The sequence below is a fragment of the Thalassoroseus pseudoceratinae genome (genome assembly GCF_011634775.1).
GTDB lineage: Bacteria > Planctomycetota > Planctomycetia > Planctomycetales > Planctomycetaceae > Thalassoroseus > Thalassoroseus pseudoceratinae.
Genome location: NZ_JAALXT010000004.1, coordinates 644,823 through 665,542, shown reverse-complemented (window position 1 = coordinate 665,542; position 20,720 = coordinate 644,823). Strand labels below are relative to the sequence as shown.

The 20,720-nt window shown below is 54.2% G+C and carries 14 protein-coding genes and 1 pseudogene; 10 read left to right on the top strand and 5 right to left on the bottom strand.

Annotated elements, in window-relative coordinates:
• Nucleotides 1–328: 328 nt before the first annotated feature.
• Complete coding sequence (locus G6R38_RS16945) at nt 329–1,360, top strand: ThiF family adenylyltransferase (RefSeq protein ID WP_166828444.1); 1,032 nt, start codon at nt 329–331, stop codon at nt 1,358–1,360.
• A gap of 23 nt (nt 1,361–1,383) precedes the next feature.
• Here the strand turns inward: G6R38_RS16945 and G6R38_RS16940 are convergent, their stop codons facing one another.
• Both G6R38_RS16940 and G6R38_RS16935 read right to left on the bottom strand, forming a co-directional pair.
• A complete protein-coding gene (locus tag G6R38_RS16940; RefSeq protein WP_166828439.1) occupies nt 1,384–2,475 on the bottom strand; it encodes a S1C family serine protease in 1,092 nt (363 codons plus the stop codon).
• Between the two features lie 80 nt (nt 2,476–2,555).
• Nucleotides 2,556–3,560 carry a S1C family serine protease gene (locus G6R38_RS16935; RefSeq protein ID WP_166828433.1) on the bottom strand — a complete coding sequence of 335 codons (1,005 nt, stop codon included), beginning with the start codon at nt 3,558–3,560 and terminating at the stop codon, nt 2,556–2,558.
• Nucleotides 3,561–3,938: 378 nt separating this feature from the next.
• Here G6R38_RS16935 and G6R38_RS28460 point away from each other — a divergent pair.
• A pseudogene (locus G6R38_RS28460) lies at nt 3,939–5,510 on the top strand (esterase/lipase family protein); the annotation flags it as partial.
• An 844-nt stretch (nt 5,511–6,354) separates the two neighbouring features.
• Here G6R38_RS28460 and G6R38_RS16930 read toward each other — a convergent pair.
• Nucleotides 6,355–6,543, bottom strand: a complete 189-nt coding sequence (locus G6R38_RS16930; RefSeq protein ID WP_166829138.1) for a carbon storage regulator — start codon at nt 6,541–6,543, stop codon at nt 6,355–6,357.
• 165 nt (nt 6,544–6,708) lie between these two features.
• Nucleotides 6,709–6,942 (bottom strand): hypothetical protein, encoded by a 234-nt coding sequence (locus G6R38_RS16925; protein ID WP_166828428.1) that lies wholly within the window; start codon nt 6,940–6,942, stop codon nt 6,709–6,711.
• A gap of 253 nt (nt 6,943–7,195) precedes the next feature.
• Here G6R38_RS16925 and G6R38_RS16920 point away from each other — a divergent pair, with 253 nt between their 5' ends.
• From G6R38_RS16920 to G6R38_RS16890, 7 genes are all read left to right on the top strand, one after another.
• On the top strand, nt 7,196–8,191 hold the full coding sequence (locus G6R38_RS16920; protein WP_166828421.1) for an NAD(P)H-dependent glycerol-3-phosphate dehydrogenase: 996 nt from the start codon (nt 7,196–7,198) through the stop codon (nt 8,189–8,191).
• A 29-nt stretch (nt 8,192–8,220) separates the two neighbouring features.
• Nucleotides 8,221–8,871: a hypothetical protein gene (locus G6R38_RS16915; RefSeq protein WP_166828417.1), complete on the top strand. Its 651-nt coding sequence runs from the start codon at nt 8,221–8,223 to the stop codon at nt 8,869–8,871.
• 375 nt (nt 8,872–9,246) lie between these two features.
• Nucleotides 9,247–9,705, top strand: a complete 459-nt coding sequence (locus tag G6R38_RS16910) for a hypothetical protein (RefSeq protein ID WP_166828413.1) — start codon at nt 9,247–9,249, stop codon at nt 9,703–9,705.
• A gap of 766 nt (nt 9,706–10,471) precedes the next feature.
• Entirely contained in the window at nt 10,472–11,464 is a 993-nt protein-coding gene (locus G6R38_RS16905) for a linear amide C-N hydrolase (protein WP_315852360.1), read from the top strand.
• 109 nt (nt 11,465–11,573) lie between these two features.
• Nucleotides 11,574–13,172, top strand: a complete 1,599-nt coding sequence (locus tag G6R38_RS16900; RefSeq protein ID WP_206028618.1) for a sialidase family protein — start codon at nt 11,574–11,576, stop codon at nt 13,170–13,172.
• 33 nt (nt 13,173–13,205) lie between these two features.
• Entirely contained in the window at nt 13,206–13,724 is a 519-nt protein-coding gene (locus G6R38_RS16895) for a dihydrofolate reductase family protein (protein WP_166828395.1), read from the top strand.
• A 474-nt stretch (nt 13,725–14,198) separates the two neighbouring features.
• Nucleotides 14,199–16,529 (top strand): arylsulfatase, encoded by a 2,331-nt coding sequence (locus tag G6R38_RS16890; RefSeq protein WP_166828392.1) that lies wholly within the window; start codon nt 14,199–14,201, stop codon nt 16,527–16,529.
• A gap of 96 nt (nt 16,530–16,625) precedes the next feature.
• Here G6R38_RS16890 and G6R38_RS16885 read toward each other — a convergent pair whose 3' ends face one another.
• Complete coding sequence (locus tag G6R38_RS16885) at nt 16,626–19,097, bottom strand: DUF1553 domain-containing protein (RefSeq protein ID WP_206028616.1); 2,472 nt, start codon at nt 19,095–19,097, stop codon at nt 16,626–16,628.
• 257 nt (nt 19,098–19,354) lie between these two features.
• Between G6R38_RS16885 and G6R38_RS16880 the strand changes: the two genes are divergently transcribed.
• The gene (locus tag G6R38_RS16880; RefSeq protein WP_166828389.1) at nt 19,355–20,674 is read left to right on the top strand and encodes a DUF1501 domain-containing protein; all 1,320 of its coding nucleotides are present in this window, start codon (nt 19,355–19,357) and stop codon (nt 20,672–20,674) included.
• The last annotated feature ends 46 nt before the right edge of the window (nt 20,675–20,720 follow it).

Below are 20,720 nucleotides of genomic sequence, written 5' to 3'. Positions count from 1 at the left end.
AAAGGATTACGTTGGCACTGATTGCATCGGATAGATCATCCGATTTTAGAAAAACGCAAATCGTATGCCGTCTGCTTGATGGATTCGATCGTACTGCCCGCTGTTCAATTTCGCCAGTATTTTTTGAAGATATTTCAAAAACTGCTGATATGTTGGCGGTGGTGAGTGTAGGCATCGTGGGCAGTGCTGCACAATAAACTTGCGTTCAACGGATAAGTACCCACAGATTGAAAGTCGAATTCGAACCCGCTATGACTGCAGCAAGAACCTGCAAGTTAAGATGTTCGTTGGAAAGTCAGACGCAATCGTGCCGCCAACTCAGACTTCAATGCATAATCGCTACCACAAGCAGACTTTGTTCACCGGGTTGGGAGAGCAGGGGCAGGCAGCGCTTGTTCGGAGTCGGGTCTTGATTTGTGGCTGCGGCGCTTTAGGGAGTGTTCTGTCTGAATCGCTTGTCCGTGCGGGTGTCGGTAGTGTTCGTCTCGTTGATCGGGATTTCGTCGAATTAAGTAATCTTCAACGACAGGTGCTGTTCGACGAGGATGATATCGCGCAGCAACTTCCCAAGGCGGTGGCGGCGGAGCGGAAATTGCGTCGGATCAATCGCGATGTGGACGTGCAGGGGATTGTCGCGGATATCGATCACACAAACATTTTGCAGTTTGCCAGCGATGTCGATTTGATTCTCGATGGCACGGACAATTTTGAAGTTCGATTTCTGATCAACGATGCTTCGCACGCCACCGGGTTGCCTTGGGTCTATGCGGGCGTTATTGGCAGTCACGGACAGACCATGCCGATTTTCCCTGGCGAGACCGGGTGCCTGCGGTGCTTAATCGAATCGGTCCCCGCACCAGGAACCACGGAAACTTGCGACACTGCGGGTGTGCTCGGGCCGGCGGTGAATGTTGTGGCATCGCTCGAAGCGGTGACGGCGATGAAAATTCTCGCTGGCGGACGGGATGCGGTCGAACCGAAGCTGACCATCGTTGACGTCTGGGATGGCACTTTGCGACAGATGAATGTCGCCAACCTTCGCGAACAGTCGAATTGCCCCGCTTGTCACGAAGGAAAACGAGATTGGCTCGAGGGAAAACAGGGAGCCGAGAGCACGATCCTTTGCGGACGGAACTCGGTTCAAGTCTCCCCGCCGAACACCAACAAACCGGACTTTGAACGGTTGGCTGAAAAACTGAAAGGGCTTGGCCCAGTGACTGCCAACAAATTTCTGTTGCGTCTCACGCTGAGCGACCCCGACTACGAAATTACCGTTTTTCGGGACGGTCGCGCGATCATTCAGGGCACGGAAGATCCCGCGGTCGCACGCGGACTCTACGCTCGGTACCTTGGTTCTTGAAAACCCGTTTCCACTGCTGCCCCTTATTTGACGTCGTCAATCGGGTCGGCTTTCTCGGAAACGAGTTGTTCATCCGGCGTCTCTGGTCGGAGCTTGCCGGATTTCAGGTCGTCGAGCAAGCTGAGTACGATACTCGCGGGAACGCTGTAGGATTCAATGCGGCCGGCACGGGCAATATTCAAGCCGATCACATTTCCCGAAATATCCAAAACCGGTCCGCCACATTCTTGCGGGTCCAGTACCGAGTCATGCTGAATGACGGTGGGGAATCCCGTGCGACGTCGGCTCAGTTTGCCACCCATTCGGTTTTGGAAACGCTGCCGATCGAACAACATTCGTGGCTCGGCTTGTCCCAATCTCGCGCGGATGGTGAGTGACTTCTCATTCCGAGTGACTTCCAAGTCGATGATCTCGCCAGGCCGGTGGCTACCGATTTCCGTTGCCAGGGCATCGGCAGAGCGAATCGATTTGCCAGCCACCCGCGAAACGACATCCCCAACCCGCAGCCCGGCCCGTTCGGCACCGCTGTTCGGATAAATGGTGGTGATTTGCGTGGTCCCGTCCGGCGTGTTTTCAATGCCGATTCCTAAGATGCCTCGTGCGGGCGGTAGCTTGCGGAGGGGAACGCTGACGACACCAATCGATGATGGCGAATCATCCATTCCCGGACTGACGAACCACTGACCCGCCTCAATAGTTTCTTCGGCGGCCCAACTCACGGCTGATAAGTTATCGGCGGTGATCTTGAGCATCGCTAGATCGTAGTCTTCTTCGATACCAACCAAATCAGCGGCATAGGTTTTCCCATTGCGGAGTTCGACTTCAATATCCCCACGCAACTCGCTGGCTTTCGTGAGGATGTACCCGCTGGCATCCACGATGGTTCCCAACGCCCGTTGACGTTCATCGGAAATCACCCGAACGACCGATGTGTTGACGTCTGCCACCACCCGGCTGAACGCACTGCGAAAGGCGGGAGCATTCTTGTAGAACGCCGGCCGCAACGCTTCTTCCGCCGACCCTAGAGTCGGGCAAAGACACAACCCGGCGAGTAACAAGCACGATTGCAATAGCCGACGGAAAGGAGAAGTGTAATGACCGGTCTGAGTTCCCATATGCTTATTCCAGGTTGAACCGTCTCGGTTTGTTTCCAGCTTGAAAATTATTGAACGACGAGTGGAGACACTCGAATGGGTCATTCGGCAGTCACTCGACGACCCACCAATTTCACCGTCAGATTACGCTTTTCGTCGTCTCGAATGATTTCGAGCACAACCTTGTCGTTGGGTTGATAACGCCGTATTCGCCGAGCCAAATTGTTGAAACCAGTGACGGCGTTTCCGTCGACACTTACGATGATGTCGCCTTCTTTCAGCCCGGCGGCTTCGGCTGGGGTGTCGGCACCGATGACGGTGAGCAGCACGCCTTGCTGGTGATCGTCGCCGCCGACTCCGAGGTAAGCCACTTCGAGGGATTCCTCAGCCAAATCAAACGGTCGCCCGACGACGAGCCGGTCCCAATTTTCTCGATACAATTCGACGGGGACGTGAAAGTTCCAGCTTGTTCGTTCCCCGATTCGGCTATGAATTCCAATCACTTCGCCGTTGAGATCGAACAGCGGGCCGCCGGAGTCACCACCGATGAGCGTGCAATCGGTTTGCAGCACCTGGCGATACTTCAGCAGGACGCGTCCCACCCGTAACACTGGAGGCCGGTCCTCTTGGTATCCACCGGGATGTCCTAGAGACAAGCACCAATCGCCAACTCGCACATCGTTCGATTCGGCCATTTTAACGGCCGGCCATGTGCCAGATTCATTGATTTTCACAAGTGCGGTGTCGCTCTTGGCGTTCAAACCCAGCGACGTCCCTTTGACCTCTCGACCGTCCGAAAGGGTGATGACCACCGATCGACTGCTTCCGCCAACCACATGAGCCGCCGTCAGGACATAGCCGTCTTCACTGACGATCACTCCGCTGCCTTGAGATGGACCGACTTGAACGCCCACCGTGCTTTTGATGACACGTTTGGTGACTTTCCGAACGGCTTTTTCCAAGTCACGCAGGTCGTTGATGGATTCCGGCAGTAACTTCCGGTAAGCCGTCACGACTTCTTCGGCACGGAGCGCGTCGGAGTCGTGTGGGGCGAGTGGAAATCGGGTTGCAAATGCAACTGCGAAAACCAGTAGAGTTCGGAACATGCGATTTCCCTCGTCAATCATGCGGCCGCCGTTCGGTATTCCGGTCGGGACGTGTCGCGTTTAGTCAACGTACTACGTTAAACGTCTGGGTCGGCGTTTGACAACTATTTTCCACCGATGTTGCCCTGAGAGTGAAAAAAAGCCGCCATTTCGACCAATCATCGTTTTCGCATACGAACCCGACACTTGGCTTATTCGCAAGGTTGTCGCAGGCTTCGGCGAGCATGGTGGTTCCGACTGACTCCGTTCGGCTGACATTGACGCGGTTTCGGAAATACGTATCCTTCCCACCCATTCTGCTGATATCACCTGCTTTGATCTTACCATTGATATAACCACCAATCCCACTCTTCGGACTCCTTTTTTCTCGTGTGCCACATGAGCGGTTCAGCGAGATGCTCTGTGAATGCGGCGATCCGTCGGCAAATGATTGCCCTCGTGATCGGTTGGCTCGGGGTCCATCTACTGACTGGGTGCGCGTCGGATCGTTTCGTTGAGTTGCGGTCCGAACCCCGGAATCCGCTTGCAGATACGTTGAATCTCTATGCACGTGGTGGTCCGAAACCGAGCAAGCGAACCGTTTCGGTGTTGCGACGGTATGCGTTGCCACCGGATGGGGGACGCGATATCGGGGGAACGATCGAAGCGTTATCGAAATTCCACGATACCGAACCAACCCCGGAAACTGCATATGCTTTGGCTGAATTGAGTTACGTCGCTGCCGCCAAAGCGGAGTTGCTCAACCCCGACCAAGCAGCCGACTTCTACATGAATGCGGTGGCGTTCGCGTATGGGTATCTCTTCGATCCACGTCTGGACAACGGACGCAACCCATACGATCCGCAGTTCCGTGGCGCAAGTGTTGTCTACAACACGGCTTTGGAAAAGTGCTTGCGGATTGCACAGTCCCGCGGTCGGTTCACGCCGGGAACTCAATACAGCATCGAAAGCTGTGGGCGAACGATTGATGTTTCGATCGAACCACGCGGTTTTAATTGGCAAGCCGACGATTTCGAGTCGTTTCAGTTCGTCTCGGACTACAACCTGAAACGGTTGGCGAACCATCATCGGCAGAGTGGTCTTGGAGTTCCGTTGATCGCGATTCGGCGATCGGGTGTGCATCGTCCGGAGGTAGAAAAGTATTACGCCAAAGGGTTTAGCTTCCCGGTGACGGCTTTTCTTCGGTTGGAACAGCAGGAATCTGCGACCGGGAACGATCGGTTGAGAGTCACGGTCGAACTTTACGACCCGCTGGAAATTCAACAAGTGCGGGTTGCCGACCGTGCGGTGCCGATCGAATCGGATGTCAGTACGCCCTTGGCGTATTTGCTCGACAATCCCGAGGTCCATCAGGTAGAGACCTTCGGTTTGCTTCGGCCGGAGAAGATTCGCAAAGTGGCCGGGTTGTATATGGTACAACCGTATCAGCCGGGGAAAATTCCGGTGCTGATGGTGCACGGTCTGTGGTCGAGCCCAATGACCTGGATGGAAGCCTTCAACGACCTACGCAACGATCCCATTTTGCGGGAAAACTATCAGTTTTGGTTCTATTTGTACCCGACTGCCGAACCATTCTGGAAATCCGCGGCGGACTTGCGAGAGGATCTGGCGGAGGTTCGTCTGACTTTTGGAAGTCGCGATCCGGACAATCAACTCGATGAGATGGTTGTCGTCGGTCACAGTATGGGTGGGCTGATTTCTCGACTGATCACTTACGACAGTCAGGACAATTATTGGGCTGCCGTCAGCAATACGCCGTTGGCTCAGGTGAGTGCCTCGGATGAGGTCAAACGCGATCTTCAGCGGCTCTATTACTTTGACGGGGACTCGGCGGTGCGGCGTGTAGTGACGATTGCTAGTCCGCACCAGGGCAGCGAATACGCCAATTCGTTTACGAAATGGTTGGCCAAACGGCTCATTGCTATTCCGAAATTTACGTTGCAGACCACACAAGAGTTGCTCACGCTCAATCCGCGTGCGTTTCGGCACCACGGTCCGTTGGGAGGATCGACCAGCATCGATTCGCTCTCACCGGATTCACCGATCCTCCAAGTCATGCACAGCACGCCAAAACCGCCAGGCGTGATCTACCACAACGTGGTTGGGGTGAAACACAAAGATCGGCCGCTTGAACAGAACAGCGATGGCGTCGTCGCATATTTGAGTGCTCACCGTGAGGATGTGGCATCCGAGATCGTCGTGCAAGCGGATCACAGTAAGGTCCATCGACATCCCAGGACAATTCTCGAACTTCGACGGATCTTACGAGAGCATCTCGCGGAAACCGCCAGCCGTCGTTCACCGATCCAACTGTTGGATCACGAGGAGTTGACTCCGCGGCCGACAATCATGACGCCACCGAGCGGCGTGGGAAGCTCGACATCCACGCCATTGCCGCAGCATTCGCGAACGCCATCCCGTGTGGTATGGCAACAAGCTCCGCAGGAAATTCGACCGGCTCGCACGATTCCGCCACCGCAGTTCGCTGCCGTCCCGGATTCAACGCCGCAATCGTTCGAGGACTCCATCACGCAGTGGGAGTCCCAAGGGAAGTCAGGTTCGCAGTTACGAGATGCCATCCCGCAGGAGGATTCCACGTCACCACCGCAAGGGGTGTGGTCATCGCGAACACAGTCAGCGACTCAGCCAAGAACCGAACAGGTGGAGCCGTCGACGTCACCAAGAGTTTGGCCAACTATCGTACCGGGGCGAAGGCAAGAAAATCCGTTGCCAGCGTCAACTCAACCGATGCCAAGCACGCCCGCTCCACCGAAACGGGTTGTCGTTCCCGTGATTACTCCGGGCCAACCGTCGCAAAGTCGGTTGCCTCGTCTGGAGAATGCAACTCGCGTCGAACCACAGAGACTTCCCGTGGAGCCGCAATCCCCAAGCGGATTCGATCGCCCTTGATCTGCGTAATGGTGAGTTGAATTTCCTCACCAATCTGGATTTGCTCGCCCACTTTCCGTGTGAGTACCAACATCATCTGATTCCTTTCAGAGTAACGCTACCGATCCTGATCGCCTTCCAGTGAAAACGTATTCGGTTGACGAATTCTTCATTCGACCAGGTATGGTAGCGCTCGTCGGCCAAATGTCGACTGAAGAATTCTCTTCAATTGGCGAGATTTGTCCGATTGCGAGCATTTCTACTTGTGATAGCCAAGACGTTCGATCACGCTCAGCAATTCTTCATACGTGATGAACCGTCGGCGGTTCACAGCCTTGTATTCATCGACTGCTTCGGCGAGTTCTCGGACCTCAGGACGCAGCGTGTCATGCGAGTCTCGAAATTGTCGGCGGTTCGGGCCGGAATAATTGGAATCGCGGTTTTCACGACGATCGACAAACGACGTTGACTTCTGCTCGGTCACGGTATTCATTAAACTACTCCTAGAGCGGTTCACATTGAACCGTAACGGGTTCTGTCTCGCGGAGGTGCGTCGACGCACAGTTGAGGTTGTTCTCACCGCAGACACAGAAGACCGTGATACGGTCGAGAGTGGGCCATGCAAGAACCTAGGTCCAGAATCCGATGCTCGCAAATGTTTTTTCTGAATCAATGTCGGAAAAACACTTCGGGACATTCCTATTCAAGCGGCTTTTATCTTTCGCCAGCCGGACAAGCGGACACCCATGACGACAAAAATTGCCCTTCTTGGCGGCGGAGCAATGGCGACGGCTTGTTGCACATTGCTGACCGAAAACCCCAATCAACGCGTTTCCTTGTGGGCGAGGAATGCCGACCGAGCCGCCGACATGCGGACGCATCGTGAGAATCGTCGCCTGCTACCGGGAGTGCCGATTCCGGACTCCGTCGAAATCACCAGTGATATCGACGCCGCCGTTGCCGATGCGGACTTTCTCGTCATCGCGATCCCCACGAAGTTCCTTCGGCAAGCACTCGAAGGTCTCAAACCGCACCTCACCGGCAACCGATCGGTGGTCAGTGTGATCAAAGGGCTCGAGAACCAAACCTTCATGCGACCGAGTGAAGTCATCGAGGATGTGCTCGGCAGCCGTCCGGTCGTGACGCTCGGTGGCCCAAGTCATGCCGAGGAAATTGCCCGTCGTCTACCCGCGACCGTCGTGGCTGCGAGTGGCGATGTGACACTCGCCAAACGCGTGCAGGAAATCTTCAGCACCGATCGTTTCCGCGTTTACACGAACTCCGACATCGTCGGCGTGGAACTCGCCGGGGCATTGAAGAATGTCATCGCGATCGCCGCCGGGATTTGCGACGGTCTCGGCTACGGAGACAACGCCAAGAGTGCACTCCTCACCCGCGGCTTGGTCGAAATGACCCGCTTCGGTGTCGCCCTCGGTGCGGAAGCGAGTACGTTCTCCGGACTGGCCGGCATCGGCGATTTGATCACCACGTGCATCAGTCCCTACAGCCGCAACCGCAAAGTTGGCGAACGTCTCGGCAAAGGTGAAACGCTCGATCAAATCCTCGAAAGCATGGACGCCGTCGCCGAAGGCGTGACGACCACCCGTAGCGTCTTCGAACTCGCCGAACAACGCGGCATCGACATGCCCATCACCACCGAAGTCTACCGCGTCCTCTTCGACAACAAATCGCCGGAGGAGGGCACCGACACGCTGATGTTACGGCCACCGCGCGGCGAGTGATCTAGCTAACTTTGCAAACTCACACACCAATGAACTATGACGAAGCCAGACATTTACTATTGGTGCACGGCTCTGGTTTTTTCGATCAGGCCGGAGAACCGATCTTTTTGGATACGGGTTTTTGCGGGATGCTTCGCCCGTATCGTGGTTTGATCGAGGGCAATTTCCATGTTGTCATGGAAGCACTGCTCGTTGTCGGCGAACGTATTCACAATGCAGAGATGGTCGACCGACCACTTATCGAATCGCTTTGGTCAACTTCGTCATCAATGCGTTTTTGGGGAATCCACCCCGACGGCATGCTTCAACGCAACAACCTCATTACGCCAGACGACACAAGACGACTCGAAACATGGATTGATGTTTTTGAACGAACTGCTTTGGGACTGCTCCGTGGTTGTCCACCTTACATCGAAGTTGAACGATATGCGCAATACGTGATTGATTTTGGCCCAGGCGATAATATTTCTTTCTTCATCCCGTTAATGATTCGACTATTGGATAATTCTGAAATCCAAGATCCAACTGTGGTTGTCGAGGCATTAGGCCTCCTGGGGCCGATCGCTAGCGATGCGTTACCGTCACTTCGCGCTGCCGCTAATCGAACCTATCCTAACTACTGTAACAAAGAAGCCCGTGAGTTGATCACTGATGCGATACGGCGAATTCAGCTCTCGTAGAGCGAAACGCCGGGTGCCACTGCTGGCTCGTCCAGCAGTGCTTTGGGGGGGCAAAGTTATCTGGCGACCGGCAGGTGTTTGTGGTTTGAAGCATGCTCAAGGCAGACGATGAGCATGGCATCCCGCGCGGCGAGTGATCTAGTCCGCTTCGAGATCGTTGCCCCAAGGGTAGCACCATAAGCAGGACTAACGGAGCGTCACCCTGTAACTTCGTATTAAATCGCTCACTGTCAGCGGAACTAGAAACGAAGAGAAGCCGGGCCTGCATTGGGGCAGACACGGCTGTTGTCATTCACTCTATACTCGCACTGCTGGACGAGCCAGCAGTGGCACCCGCTGGGTGACCTTAGTCGTTCGCTGGTAAAGACCGGAGTCATGTCAATTGCAGACCCGAAATCTGGAAATACGAAGCGCTCAACGCTACTAATTGGCTGCTTAGTCACCGCCGCCCTTATTCTCGCTGCCGGATATTATCTCCACCGCCTCGACCAAGGTGTTCGCAATTCGTACGCGGTCTGGTGGGTCGCCAACATGGTCGTTGAACACATGAAATCCAACAACAATCAGTGGCCGCAGGGCTGGGAAGATCTCAGGGACGACTATCAAATATGTATTGAGCGTTCGGGACAGTCCTGGTCGTTCGCCGAATTGTCGACCCGCACCGAAGTTAATTGGCAGGTTGATCCAGTACAATTGTTGGCACAGTCAAAAGACGCTGAGACTGCACGCTTTCGAGTCATCACACTCGCTGATGGCACAGATAGTCATTGGCGAAGCCGAGAGCCAAATCAAATCGTTCTCGACTACTTGCGTTCGAACCGTTCGGAGCAATAGCCGCAACCTGTACTATTCAATAGGGCCTTCGCCAACAAAAAACACATGAGTGAGTCTACGCTAAACGAATTACATGATCTGTTGACACGTATTCACGGTCCCGGCATCACACTTGACGATGCGAAGTAGTCGTAGGGTGCGTCGTGACCCACCACTTTGGAGAACACGTCAATGATGGTGCGTTGCAACGCACCCTACTGTCTTCGACTGGCGAGGTTCGTGCGGTGCTATGACCGAAGAACAGAATCCGTATCACGCGTCTGCTACTGCCCGAACAAGTGACATGCCAAATCGGCGCTCAATCGCTTTTATATGGATTACGTTTTATTCGATAGCGTTCCTCCTTCTTCTCCTTACGATGCCCGCGACCAGCCACTCAAACAATTGGTCCGGAATTGCTCCCGCATTCGCTGTCCTGATGTTTGGGGCGTGTCGCCTTGCGACTGCTGGAGCAAAGTATTCCGTCACGTATATTTACGGGTGTGGCACATCGTTAATGTTTGCTCTTCGTTTCATCTCCATAGGCCGTTTTTCTCTGTGGTTGCAATACCAAGCTCCATCGACAGCCATGCTGCTGGTGATATGGAGTGCAATTTGTTTGGTATTGGGTGCGTCCGCGACGGCGATTGCATATCTTGCCCACCATGTCAATGAAGCGGTTGATTAACTTTGTGACAGTCTGCCGACGGCTACAAAGAAACCGCGAATGCGAGTAAACTTCACGAACGAGAATGAATCACGCAGCCTGCTGTTACATTGAACGTTCATGGAGTCATTGTTTGTTATGTGTACGCGGATCTTGTGGAATACCAACACGGTGGCGACATCTGTCGGCCGAACAATGGATTGGGCGGAATCGACAGAACCAAGGATTTATATCCTTCCTAAAGGTCTCGCGAGAGATGGTGGGCGTGTCGGACCTGTGAACGTCATTGCGGAGAATCCAGCCAAGTGGACTTCGAAGTATGGGTCGGTCGTGGTTTCGGCTTACGGGCTTGCTTCCGTTGATGGAATCAACGAAGTCGGCTTGGGAATGCATCTCTTGTTTCTCACCGCGACTGATTTTGGGCCACGCGATCCAGAGAAAGCGGGAGTTCACGCAGGGCTTTGGGGACAGTATTTGCTCGACAACGCATCCACCGTGGAAGAGGCATTGAAGCTGCATGAACAGATTCAACCGGTCATGGTCGAGCATGGCGGGTTCAAGACGTCCTTGCATCTTGCGATTGAAGACGCAACGGGGGACTCGGCCATCATCGAATACGCTGCCGGTGAACTGAAGATCTACCATGGGCCGGAACATCGAGTGATGACCAATGACCCGCCGTACGATGAGCAGTTACGCCAACTGGAAAAGTGGAATTTCAAGGACGCAACACGCGAGACGCCGTTACCAGGAAACGTGAATCCAATTGATCGGTTTGTGCGGGCGAACTATTTCCTGCAAACGCTTCGAGAGCCCCAGGACGAACGGGCCGCGATCGCGACTGTGTTTTCCATCGCTCGGAATGCTTCAGTTCCTTTCAACGCGCCTTACAAGAGAGTCGGAACGATCTATGATACCGAGTATCGTACGGTCACCAATCTGAATGGCCGGCGGTACTTCTTTGAGTTGACCACGAGTCCGAACGTCATTTGGGTCGATCTCGCGAAGGTAGATCTGTCAGCAGGCTCAGATGTGCAAGTTCTTGATCCCGATAACATCGAACTATCAGGAAGTGTCAGCCAGAGATTTGAAAAAGCCGCACAACCGTTCTAGTGAGCGGACTAGGATAGTGCAGCGGTCCCTATATTTCACACTGAATGGCAGCTAGCAGGGAACTGCTAGTGTGAGGACGAGTGAGTTCAACTGTGATGGAGAGAGTTTGGTGAAATTGAAACCGATTGCAGTTATCGCTGTTGCCTTTGGGGCGTTTGCGACATTGGGGGTTGCGGAGGAGGATTACACAAGTCCGACGCGTCCTGCGAATACCGTGTCGAACAGCAAACCGTCCGTATGGCTGGCTGCGAATGACTTGTCGATTGCAACAGGCAAGCCATCGCTTGTGCCAATGTCGAAGGGGTCGGTCCATATTCCGATTTGGTCGATGTCCGGGGGAACCGTTGGGCAGTCTGTCGCCGGTCTTGTCGGAGAACTTCCTGATGACTGTGCCGCCGTGAAGGTTGAAATCGTTGTCACCACAACCGATGCCTCGACCAGCAGTCGATTCGAGGACGTTTACCGCGTTCACCTGTCGCAGATGGTCGAGAATGCGTCGTTCACGTCTCAGTACTATCGAGGCCGGCCGGTGCGGACGAAACTTCCAGATGCTCCGTTTCAGACTCGGACGATCCTATTAGACCCCTATTACGAGGTTGTTCCGAATGCACCTCTTGCGATCCGTATTCAGCGGGAGCCTGGCGATCCAGCGGATACTTTTATTCGTCCGACCGGCTTAGCATTGGTTAAAGTCACTCCGGTCGCCAAGGTTAAAAAGTCTCATGTGGTGCAAGATGTGAATGGCTATAATTCTTGGCCAATGATGCAGGCTATTGGTAAGAAACTCGTCTGTACTTACAGTCGCGGTGCGAAGCACACCATTAGTGAAGACGCCCGCGCAACTTATGCCCGAACTTCCACTGATGGTGGGAAAACTTGGACGCCAGAAACGGTCGTCGCCGATACGCCGAATTACGGTGAAGTTCCAGTCGGAAAAGGGCTCGACTCCGATGGGGCGATGTTGCTTTGGGTGCGACGAGTGGGGCCGGATTGGCAGCACGACTTGTATCGGACCACTGACGGTGTGACATTCACTCTCGTAGCGACGCCGAAATTTGAAGTCCAGCCCATTCAAATTACCGATGTCTTTGCTGTTCCCGAGGTCGGTCTGATGTGTCTCTGGTTCGGTGGAAGCTATAGCGGTAAACGGCCGAACGCGTGGGGAACGTTGACAAGTCGCGACAACGGAACGACTTGGACGCAGAATACGGTCGAGTCGGATTTGGCCAGATCGCAATGGCCAACCGAGCCGTCTGCAGCCTATCTCGGCGATGGCCGAATCATTGCAGTTGCTCGGACTGAGTTAGGCGATATTTCGACGGTGCGATCTCAATTTCAATTGGAATCCACAGACTATGGAGTCACATGGACACGTTCGCAAACCAACATCACAGATGTCGCCGCCTCGACACCGAGTCTCGTCTACGATACAGAAACCGGACTCTTGAGCAACTATTACTATCATCGCGGCGAAGGTGTTCTTCGTCGTCGTGTTGTCGATCCCCAAAAGATTCTCGGTCATCCGCTCGATTGGCCAGATGCCGAAGCGGTGGCGGTTGGTAGTCGAGTGAAGTTCGATGCTGGCAACGTCAACGCAACCAAAATTGGTGACACTCACTACCTCTCGTTTTACTCTGGCAAAGAACCTAACACGGCCGTCCTCGTTTCAGAGATCCCCGCGCCAACACCTGCCGCGTCTGATCGGTGATGCCAAGTGGTGCAGATTTTGAGGAGCGGTCTGATGCAGATTACCTATCATGTCGCGGCGAGTGAGGATTTGTTGATTGCACGTCCCGATGGCGATGTCACTTGGCTCGAACAGGCAGACATCAATCTGGAGGAAACCGGCATAACGGAGTTCATGGCCGAAATTGACGGGATCGCAATGGGCCGCAAGACCTACGACTTCGTCTTTGATTTTGGTGCTTGGCCTTACGGAGCCGCTCCCGCGTGGGTTTGTACGAGCAAACCTCTGGACCGACTTCCCAACGCCAATCTGCATGCCACCAGTTCAGTGACAGAACTCATCAATGCTGCGACGAGTTATGGTGTGAAGCATATGTGGTTGCTCGGCGGTGGTCAGTTGGCGTCTGCGTTCCTGGATCGAGGACTAATCACCACAATTTGCGTAACACAACTTCCAGTCAAACTGGGAAACGGCATCCCGCTGTTCTCCGATCACATGCTCCTTGAAATTCCGCATCAATCAAAGACTGTCGAATCAAAAAACGGCTTCAAGACGATCACAGTCCGCTTTTAGGTACTAACGACAGCATTGATGCATATCAGCTGGGTTAGACCCGGTGTCGTTTGAGTATGGTGATTTTCGCTGCATATTCATTGGATATTAACTGTTCCTGCACACGTTACACATTCCAAACTCGCTCTCGCCCGGTGACTTGCAGAGGTTTAATGCCTCATACTGCGACGCAAGCTAGTTGTACAACCTAGCGTTTATGATATCGGTTCTCTAGCAGTAAGGAGAATTGTAAATTTCGGGGGCGGACCCGAGGTTAAAGATGACATTGTAGGTGCATCTCGGTATGCTATGCCGGTGTTGGTCGGGCCATGCCAGCTGGAGATGGCATATCTTTAAATGTTCAATCTTCGGCTGTTCGGATTTTTAGTCGGATATGCTTGATTGCACTGTGTTTGCGGTCAGCTAGTTCAATGCATTTTACTTTTGCTGGAGCCCGAGATGATAAGGAAGCTTAGTGCGCTGATATTCTGCAGTATGACGCTGCTATTGACCGAACTGAATCATGCGCAAGAATTGCTGCCGTTCCCGCCAACACCTTCGGCATCTGTTGCTGGTCCTACGATGCAGGAATCGGTGTACAAGAAACGTGTGGAACCACGCCGACTTCCAGCGGATGCACCAAATATCTTGATCATTTTAATCGATGATGTTGGACCAGGAACCCCCGATACCTACGGAGGTGAAATCCATACCCCGAATCTCTCGCGAGTTGCAAACGCGGGGATTTCCTACAATCGTTTTCATTCGACGGCAATGTGTTCTCCGACGCGGGCATCATTACTGACTGGCCGCAATCATACGCGAGTCGGCAACGGGCAGATCGCTGAACTAGCCAACGATTGGGATGGATTCAGCGGCACGATTCCTAAGTCGAGCGGCACATTGGCCGAGGTGCTTAAAGATTATGGATATAACACCGCGGCTTGGGGGAAGTGGCATAATACGCCAGCGGCACAAACAACATCGAAAGGCCCGTTTGATTATTGGCCAACAGGCTACGGCTTTGAGTACTTTTATGGATTCTTAGCGGGTGAGGCCTCGCAGTATGAACCGCATCTAGTTCGAAACACCACTAGCGTTGAGACTCCTGAAAAGCTTGACGACGGCAGCGAGTATCATTTGACGGGAGATATCGCCGACGATGCAATTCTGTGGCTCCGTGAACAACAGGCTTTTTCTCCGGATAAACCTTTCTTTATGTATTGGGCTACCGGAGCATCCCATGGTCCTCACCAGGTTCCGCAAGAGTGGGCTGATAAGTACAAAGGCAAGTTCGACGATGGCTGGGACAAGTATCGCGACCGGGTGTTTGCACGGGCCAAGAAACTTGGCTGGATTCCAGAGAACACCCAACTAACTTCACGTCCCGATTCGCTAGCCGCTTGGGACTCAATCCCCGAAGATCAAAAGCCGTTCCAACGCCGTCTGATGGAAGTGTTCGCTGGGTTTTCAGAACATGCCGACCATCATGCGGGGCGAATCATTGACGAGCTCGAACGGCTAGAGAAGCTTGACAATACGCTGGTCTTCTATATTTGGGGGGACAACGGCTCCAGTGCCGAAGGCCAACACGGTACGATCAGTGAATTGCTAGCTCAAAACGGCATTGCAACGAAAGTCGAAGACCATATTCGGGCTCTCAATCAGTTGGGTGGTCTCGACGTGCTAGGCACGGCAAAAACTGACAACATGTATCACGCTGGATGGGCATGGGCGGGGAGTACTCCTTACAAGAGTACAAAACTAGTCGCTGCGCACTTCGGCGGAACGCGTCAGCCGATGGCAGTGAGCTGGCCCAAAAAACTACGAGCTGACAAAACGCCACGACCTCAGTTTCATCACGTCGTCGATATCGCACCGACGATTTACGAAATCCTAGATATCACCCCGCCTCGTGAGATCAACGGTGTACCTCAGGATCCGATTGACGGAATCAGCTTGCGATACACTTTCAGCGACCCCGAAGCGGAAGGTCAGCGGAAAACGCAGTTTTTCGACATTATGGGGAGCCGAGCAATTTACCACGATGGTTGGATCGCTAGCACGTTTGGCCCCCGTACGCCTTGGACGCCCGGCTCGCCGGACCTGTCGGTGTGGGACCCACGTGACGACACTTGGGAACTCTACAACTTAGAAGAGGACTGGAGTCAAGCCAACGACTTGGCAGCGAAGATGCCTGAGAAGGTTCGGGATATGAAAGAATTGTTCTTGATCGAATCGACAAAGAACAAAAACTTGCCAATTGGTGGAGGTCTCTGGGTGCCGGTGCTGCATCCCGAAGACAAACCCGCTCCTCCATATACCAAATGGACTTTTAGTGGTGCCATCACCCGAATGCCGGAATTCGCCGCTCCAGCGCTCGGGGCCCGACCGAATACTGTGACTATCGAAGCCATCGTGCCTGAGAAAGCGAACGGTGTGCTCTACGCTTTGGGTGGTTTCTCTGGTGGGCTGACATGCTACCTAGATGACGGCTACCTCTGCTATGAGTACAACTTATTCGAGATCGAACGCACGAAGTTCCGATCAAAGGAACGAGTGCCCGCCGGGGAAGTTCAGTTTGAAGTCGTCAGCAAGTTCAGGCTCGTCAAGCCAAACCTTGTCGGCGAGATTACATTGAAAGTGAACGGTGAAAAAGTCGCTGGCGGTCAGGTGCCTCGCTCAGCTCCGCTAACGTTCACAGCGAATGACTGCCTCGACTTAGGTAGCGACCTCGGCTCCCCCGTCTCTGAATTCTATTATGACCAAAAACCCTTCAAGTTCACAGGCACACTGAAGACAACGAAGGTTTCCTACGATGACTAAAGGCCCGAGCAAGTGGGCTGGGTTTACGAAGCATAGCCCAGCCCACTTGCGTGTGGGATGGTATCGAAAGGGCGTGCCCTAGCAAACTGACCTAGATCAATGTGTGAACAGGAATTGTTTTGAGTTGAGCAATGCCCATAGGATGTCTTCGTAGCACTCTTTGGGGGTCGGCGATTCGTCGAGGTAGTTCTTCGCGGCGGTGATTTCCGCTGCGGTGGGTTGGCGGCAGAGCGTGGCGAGATATAACTCCGTCACGATTTCTTCCGGCGGTTTTTCGGACTTGAGAAGTTCGGCGATGCGGCCGTCTTTCGCGGCGATTTTGTCGGCTAGGATGTCGCCGTTGAGAGTGTGCAATGCCTGAGCCAAGTTCTCGTCGGGCATGCGTTCGCACTCGCAGACTGTCGCTCGGCGGGGTTTGGCGAATGTGGTGAGGAAGTAGTTCGGGTATTCGGCATCGGGGAGTTCGATCGCGCGTGTGCCGGGGGGCAAGCTTTTGAACTTGGTGCTACTGCCGGTGGCGATATCGATCGCGTCCAAGAGGGGTTCGGCGGGAAGTCGACGGACTTGGTAGTGACTGTAGAACCGTTCGTCTGCGGCATTTTGAGGTGTTGGTTCGCTGCTCAGTTGGTACAGCCGACTCGTCATGATTGTCCGCATCAGTTGCTTGATATCGAAACCGTCATCCACGAACTTCTTCGCCAATGCATCGAGTATTTCGGGATTGGTGGGGGGATTGGTTTCTCGTAAATCATCGACGGGATCGACCAGACCACGACCAAGCAGATACGACACATACCGATTGACAACCGCCTTGCTAAAATAGTCGTTCTCTGGCGAAGTCATCCACTCAGCCAACGGAATTCGCAGATCCAAATCGTGCGTGACTGGTTCGCCTTGCAGTGGGGTTGGTTCCATGACCTGACCGGTGCGGGGATGTCGGACGCTGCCAGAAGACTTGACCAGAACGATGGATTCGCGACCGAATAGCCCGAAATCCTCGCTGTTCTTTGTGCCCACGCGGGAGAAGAACGCCGCGAATCCGTAGTAGTCGGCTTGGCTGAAACTTTCGAACGGGTGGTGATGACATTTCGCACATTGCAACCGCACGCCAAGGAACAATTGAGCCGTCGATTCGGCCAAATCGGTGGAAGTCCGATTGATACGGAAGTAGTTCGCCGGTCCATTGGAATAGATCGACCCCTTCGCTGTGACCAACTCTTTTACAAATTCGTTGAACGGTTTGTTTGTGCGGAAGCCGGCCTTCAACCAGTTGTGCAACGCCCACATGCCTTGTTCGCCGACGGTCCGGCTGCTGTTGCGGATCAGGTCGGACCATTTCAATGTCCAATAGGCGGCATACTGGTCGTTGTGGATATCGAGAGTCGGGTCGCCGGTGAGCCCCAGCAACCGATCGACCAATTGCGTGCGTTTGTCGGGATCAGTCGATTCCAAGAACGCTTTGGTTTCTTCGAGCGTGGGAACCGAGCCGATGGCATCCAGGTATGCCCGCCGCAGAAATGTTGCGTCATCGCAGAGCGGGGAGGGTTGCAAACCGAGTTCTTCAAATTTGGCGGCCGCGAGTTCGTCGATGAAGTTTTGATTCTGCCAATCTTTCAGCTCGAACGACTCCGTGTATGGCACCACAAACATTGACAGAGCGGCTCGGCGTTCGAATCGCACCATGATGGGGCCTTGTCCACGTCCGGCGGCTGTGACGATTCCGTCATCGGAAACGCTGGCCACGGCATCGTCGAGTGTGTCGAACTTGGACCAATGTGTGACGTCTCGTGTCGTGCCGTCGCTGTAAGTGGCCACCACGCGAAGTTGCTGTTGATCACCAATCGAAGCCACTCGGCGATCCGGCAAGACCCGAATTTCCGTCACTTTGGCGGCGTCTTTGATCGGAGCGGCCGCGCCACCACGCAACCATTCCGCCAGGATTTGGTAATCGATGGAGTTCTTCTTCAGTCGTTGCCCACCGCCGTGAGGGACATGCATTGTTGGCTTGAGCAGAAACAAACTTCGTTCGGGGTCGAGCAGATTCGTGCGACGACTTTGACGATCCCGCACGATGCTGTTCCAGTCCATTTGCGGATTGAATCCAAACACTGAGAGCACAAATCCGCCTTTGCCGTATTGGCTCGCGTGGCAAGCTCCCATGTTGCAGCCGGCTTTGCTGAGGACCGGTCGAACGTCGTGGTCAAACGCCACGGTCGCCAACTCCGCAACGTTGTTGACGGTGACGGGGATCGAAACGGTTTCGTTGTCGGCTGTGATTGTTATGGTCGCTGTCCCATTGCTATGGGCGAGCAGACGACCGGTGTCGTCGACGGTCACGATGGTATCGTCCGACGATGCATAACTCACTTGATGCGTTCGATCGGATGCCCGCATCGCCGAGCCTTCCGAGCGTACGAGCAGTTGTGTCCGCGCGAAATTTCCATCAAGCGTGACTTCCGCCGGGTTCACGATCAAACCCGCATGTGCTTTTGTCGTTCCGAGAAGCGAAACCGCTGCGATTAGCAAGCAGGCGAGGCTGCGAATCGAATCGGTGATGTTGCTGGCCATGTCACGAACCTCCTAGGCGGGGTGTCCGGTCGGGACGGTTGAGGGAGGAAATCGGCAAGTGATTCAAAGTCTCATTATGTCAGGCGTGACCGTCCGATTCCATAGATAAACGATTTTTGATATCGAAGATTTTTCGTATCACGAAGTGTTGATTTGTCTTCGGTGCTTTCAGTAAACTAGAGCAATGATGATGGATAATTCCGTTATCCACCTGCCTTCCTGCCATCCACATTCTCGACCTACCTGGAGCATCTCCGATGCTAAACTTTCTCACCCGTACGATGTCGGATTGTGAACGTCAAAGCCGTCGAAGTTTCTTGCAAGTCGGTTCGTTGGCGGGGTTGGGGTTGTCGTTGCCGTCGTGGATGGCGGCTCGAGCGATGGCGTCGGAATCGACCAAGCCGACCACGAACTGTATTCTCGTGTGGACACGTGGGGGAACCAGCCACCACGACACATTCGATCCGAAACCTGAAGCTCCGGTGAGTGTGAAGGGAGAGTTCAGTGCGATTTCGACGGCCGTTCCCGGCGTGCAATTCACAGAGATCGTGCCGAACATGGCGAAGGAACTGCACCGCTTCGCGTTGCTGCGGAGTTGGAACCCGCAGAACGGCAGCCACGGAATGGCCGATCAATTTGTGATGTCCGGCCGGAAGTTCAATGCGGCTGTGGCGTATCCGACGTATGGATCGGTCGTGAGTCACCAGCATGGTTTTCAGTCGGCGTTGCCTCCGTTTGTGCAACTGGGGGAGCAAGTCGACAACCGCTTTGGTGGCGGGACTCCCGGGATTCTCGGTTTGGAACACAGCCCGTTTACGATGAATGCCGACCCGAACGCCAAAGCGTTCACCGTGCGAGATATCACGCCGCCCAATGGTATGTCGATGGACCGTGTCGAACGCCGCAAGCGAATGCTGGCCCAAGTTGACGATCTCCAACGACAAACGGATGTGCAACCGTCCGCATTCGCCGCTCTCGACGAACATTACAAAGCCGCGTTAAATATGATTACGGCTCCAGAAACCAAACGAGCCTTTGACATTCAAAGTGAAACCGATTCACTTCGCGATGCCTACGGTCGGCATCGGTTTGGTCAAAGTTGTCTTTTGGCTCGCCGATTGATCGAATCCGGCGTGCGGTTTGTGACGGTGACCGATGGCGGTTGGGATACCCACCAAAACAACTTCAAATCCCTGAAAACCAATCGCATTCCTCCCGTCGATCAAGCCCTGCCACAATTGTTGGCCGACTTGGAAGAACGCGGGTTGTTGGATACGACATTAGTGCTGTGGCTGACCGATTTCGGTCGCACGCCGAAGATCAATTCGGCCAGCGGTCGCGATCACTGGGCGAGTTCGGGGTTTGCCATCATGGCGGGGGCCGGTATCCCCGGTGGTTCGGTGCTTGGTGCGACGGACGACGAAGGCGGTCGCCCGATCCGCAATGAATACACCACCGCCGACATCGCCGCCACGATTTACCACAAACTCGGCATTCCTACCGATCTGATTGTGCAAAGTCCCGACGGGCGTCCCGTGCGGCTCATCGAAGGCGAACCAATCCGCGAATGGACTTGATCGGCACCCAACGCGATTGCGATTGACGATTTCCTCAATTGACCGA

Excerpts from the sequence above, each read along its gene's own strand:
- G6R38_RS16945 (WP_166828444.1), top strand. The coding sequence starts at position 329 with ATGCATAATCGCTACCACAAGCAGACTTTGTTCACCGGGTTGGGAGAG.
- G6R38_RS16940 (WP_166828439.1), bottom strand. The coding sequence starts at position 2,475 with ATGGGAACTCAGACCGGTCATTACACTTCTCCTTTCCGTCGGCTATTG.
- G6R38_RS16935 (WP_166828433.1), bottom strand. The coding sequence starts at position 3,560 with ATGTTCCGAACTCTACTGGTTTTCGCAGTTGCATTTGCAACCCGATTT.
- G6R38_RS16930 (WP_166829138.1), bottom strand. The coding sequence starts at position 6,543 with ATGTTGGTACTCACACGGAAAGTGGGCGAGCAAATCCAGATTGGTGAG.
- G6R38_RS16925 (WP_166828428.1), bottom strand. The coding sequence starts at position 6,942 with ATGAATACCGTGACCGAGCAGAAGTCAACGTCGTTTGTCGATCGTCGT.
- G6R38_RS16920 (WP_166828421.1), top strand. The coding sequence starts at position 7,196 with ATGACGACAAAAATTGCCCTTCTTGGCGGCGGAGCAATGGCGACGGCT.
- G6R38_RS16915 (WP_166828417.1), top strand. The coding sequence starts at position 8,221 with ATGAACTATGACGAAGCCAGACATTTACTATTGGTGCACGGCTCTGGT.
- G6R38_RS16910 (WP_166828413.1), top strand. The coding sequence starts at position 9,247 with ATGTCAATTGCAGACCCGAAATCTGGAAATACGAAGCGCTCAACGCTA.
- G6R38_RS16905 (WP_315852360.1), top strand. The coding sequence starts at position 10,472 with ATGGAGTCATTGTTTGTTATGTGTACGCGGATCTTGTGGAATACCAAC.
- G6R38_RS16895 (WP_166828395.1), top strand. The coding sequence starts at position 13,206 with ATGCAGATTACCTATCATGTCGCGGCGAGTGAGGATTTGTTGATTGCA.
- G6R38_RS16890 (WP_166828392.1), top strand. The coding sequence starts at position 14,199 with ATGACGCTGCTATTGACCGAACTGAATCATGCGCAAGAATTGCTGCCG.
- G6R38_RS16885 (WP_206028616.1), bottom strand. The coding sequence starts at position 19,097 with ATGGCCAGCAACATCACCGATTCGATTCGCAGCCTCGCCTGCTTGCTA.
- G6R38_RS16880 (WP_166828389.1), top strand. The coding sequence starts at position 19,355 with ATGCTAAACTTTCTCACCCGTACGATGTCGGATTGTGAACGTCAAAGC.